We start from the raw sequence: 3,289 nt of genomic DNA on the forward strand, positions 1-3,289 counted from the left end.
GCCCAGCCTCAGCCAGAAGGCCGCGGCGGCCACCGCCAAGGTCGCCGCCGCTGCCGCCGCCCTCAGCGTCGCCGAGGCGGAGGCCAAGGCCGCCGCGGACGCCTACGCCAAGGCCAGGGCCGAGGCGGGCACCCAGGGCTGACCGGGCTGATCCCTCCCCGCCCGGGACCCCGGGCGGGGAGCGCGGGGTCCCCGGCGGGGGACAGCCGCGACCGCGGCGCGCGACCCCAGGAGGGCACGCCGCCGCGCGCTGACCTACGCGTCAGGGCCCGGCCACGGGCTGGTACGCTGGCTGACGGCCGTTTGTGTACGCGTCCCCGGATTCTCTGGGGACAGCGCTCATCGGACCTTCGCCTCCGAGTCACGGAAGCCCCCCTGAGAACAAGACCAGGGGCACTCGTGGGCGCATGGAAACCCTGAAGGAGTACGCGTGTCTCTCGACGCCGCCACCAAGAAGCAGATCATGGCCGAGTTCGGCACCAAGGAGGGCGACACCGGCTCCCCCGAGGTCCAGGTCGCGATGCTGTCCCGCCGTATCTCGGACCTGACCGAGCACCTCAAGACCCACAAGCACGACCACCACTCCCGCCGTGGTCTGCTGATCCTGGTCGGCCAGCGCCGCCGTCTGCTGCAGTACCTGGCCAAGAAGGACATCCAGCGCTTCCGTACGCTGGTCGACCGCCTCGGCATCCGCCGTGGCGCGGCCGGCGGCGCCAAGTAAGACGCCGTGAAGGGAGCGGTTCCCATGCTGAGGGGGCCGCTCCCTTTGCCTTTGCTGTACGTGCGCGACCGGGCGGACGCCCCTTAGTCTGGTCGCACAGAGACAAACCCCTACACGCGAGAAGCCACCTCGCCGCCGCCGGTCCTCGGTAGTGGCTCCCGGAGACCGTCACCCACGGTCAGTCCGGGTGCTTCGATCGAAGACCGGCCCGCCGTACGAGAGCTTCTCCGTCCGCCTCCCGCCACACGGGCGAGCGGGGCGAAAGACGCAACGTAAAAGACGCAACGTAACGGAGAAAACGCTAGTGGAGAACGAGACCCACTACGCCGAGGCCGTCATTGACAACGGCTCCTTCGGCACCCGCACCATCCGCTTCGAGACGGGCCGTCTCGCCAAGCAGGCCGCCGGTTCCGCCGTGGCCTACCTGGACGACGACACCATGGTGCTGTCGGCGACCACGGCTTCCAAGAAGCCCAAGGACCAGCTCGACTTCTTCCCCCTGACGGTCGACGTCGAGGAGCGGATGTACGCGGCCGGCAAGATCCCCGGCTCCTTCTTCCGCCGTGAGGGCCGCCCCTCCGAGGACGCCATCCTCACCTGCCGCCTGATCGACCGGCCGCTGCGCCCCTCCTTCAAGAAGGGCCTGCGCAACGAGATCCAGGTCGTCGCCACGATCATGGCGCTCAACCCGGACCACCTCTACGACGTGGTCGCGATCAACGCCGCCTCCGCCTCCACCCAGCTGGCGGGCCTGCCCTTCTCCGGCCCGATCGGCGGCGTGCGCGTCGCTCTGATCAAGGGCCAGTGGGTCGCCTTCCCGACCCACACCGAGCTGGAGGACGCCGTCTTCGACATGGTCGTCGCCGGCCGTGTCCTGGAGGACGGCGACGTCGCGATCATGATGGTCGAGGCCGAGGCCACCGAGAAGACCATCCAGCTCGTCGCGGGCGGCGCCGAGGCGCCGACCGAGGAGATCGTCGCCGCCGGTCTGGACGCCGCCAAGCCCTTCATCAAGGTGCTGTGCAAGGCCCAGTCCGACCTCGCCGCCAAGGCCGCCAAGCCGGTCGGCGAGTTCCCGGTCTTCCTGGACTACCAGGACGACGTGTACGAGGCGCTGGCCTCCGCCGTCAAGGGCGAGCTGTCCCAGGCGCTCACCATCGCGGGCAAGCAGGAGCGCGAGGCCGAGCTGGACCGCGTCAAGGAGCTGGCCGCCGAGAAGCTCCTCCCGGCCTTCGAGGGCCGCGAGAAGGAGATCTCCGCCGCGTACCGCAGCCTGACCAAGGCCCTGGTCCGCGAGCGCGTCATCACGGACAAGGTCCGTATCGACGGCCGTGGCATCACCGACATCCGCACCCTGGCCGCCGAGGTCGAGGCCATCCCGCGGGTGCACGGCTCGGCGCTGTTCGAGCGCGGCGAGACCCAGATCCTGGGCGTCACCACGCTGAACATGCTCCGTATGGAGCAGCAGCTCGACACCCTCTCCCCGGTGACGCGCAAGCGCTACATGCACAACTACAACTTCCCGCCGTACTCCGTCGGTGAGACCGGCCGCGTGGGCTCCCCCAAGCGCCGCGAGATCGGCCACGGCGCCCTCGCCGAGCGCGCGATCGTCCCGGTGCTCCCCACCCGCGAGGAGTTCCCCTACGCGATCCGCCAGGTCTCCGAGGCGCTCGGCTCCAACGGCTCCACCTCCATGGGGTCGGTCTGCGCCTCCACCATGTCGCTGCTGAACGCCGGTGTGCCGCTGAAGGCCCCCGTCGCCGGTATCGCCATGGGCCTGATCTCCGAGCAGATCGACGGCCAGACGCACTATGTCGCGCTGACCGACATCCTCGGTGCCGAGGACGCCTTCGGCGACATGGACTTCAAGGTCGCCGGTACCAAGGAGTTCGTCACCGCCCTCCAGCTCGACACCAAGCTGGACGGCATCCCGGCCTCCGTCCTGGCCGCGGCCCTCAAGCAGGCCCGTGACGCCCGCCTCCACATCCTCGACGTGATGATGGAAGCGATCGACACGCCGGACGAGATGTCCCCCAACGCCCCGCGGATCATCACCGTGAAGATCCCCGTGGACAAGATCGGTGAGGTCATCGGCCCCAAGGGCAAGATGATCAACCAGATCCAGGAGGACACCGGCGCCGAGATCACCATCGAGGACGACGGCACGATCTACATCGGTGCCGCCGACGGCCCGGCCGCCGAGGCCGCCCGCGCCACCATCAACGGCATCGCCAACCCGACGATGCCCGAGGTCGGCGAGCGCTACCTGGGTACGGTCGTCAAGACCACCACCTTCGGCGCGTTCGTCTCCCTGCTCCCGGGCAAGGACGGCCTGCTGCACATCTCGCAGATCCGCAAGCTCGCCGGTGGCAAGCGCGTGGAGAACGTCGAGGACGTGCTCGGCGTCGGCGCCAAGGTCCAGGTCGAGATCGCCGAGATCGACTCCCGTGGCAAGCTCTCCCTGATCCCCGTGATCGAGGGCGAGGACGGGGCTGACGACGCGAAGAAGGACGACGCTGCCCAGTGACGTCGCGTAGTTCCCGTGCGACGGCCCGCGCCTCTCAGGCG

The 3,289-nt window shown here is 69.4% G+C and carries 2 protein-coding genes; both read left to right on the forward strand.

Annotation, left to right across the window (positions count from 1 at the left end):
- Positions 1-430: 430 nt before the first annotated feature.
- Positions 431-721 (forward strand): 30S ribosomal protein S15, encoded by a 291-nt coding sequence (rpsO, locus tag ACFVIM_RS34200; RefSeq protein WP_006346214.1) that lies wholly within the window; start codon positions 431-433, stop codon positions 719-721.
- A gap of 304 nt (positions 722-1,025) precedes the next feature.
- Positions 1,026-3,248 carry a polyribonucleotide nucleotidyltransferase gene (locus ACFVIM_RS34205; RefSeq protein WP_384310027.1) on the forward strand — a complete coding sequence of 741 codons (2,223 nt, stop codon included), beginning with the start codon at positions 1,026-1,028 and terminating at the stop codon, positions 3,246-3,248.
- Positions 3,249-3,289 lie beyond the last annotated feature (41 nt).

The sequence above is a fragment of the Streptomyces sp. NPDC057638 genome, from assembly GCF_042800315.1.
Taxonomy (GTDB): Bacteria; Actinomycetota; Actinomycetes; order Streptomycetales; family Streptomycetaceae; genus Streptomyces.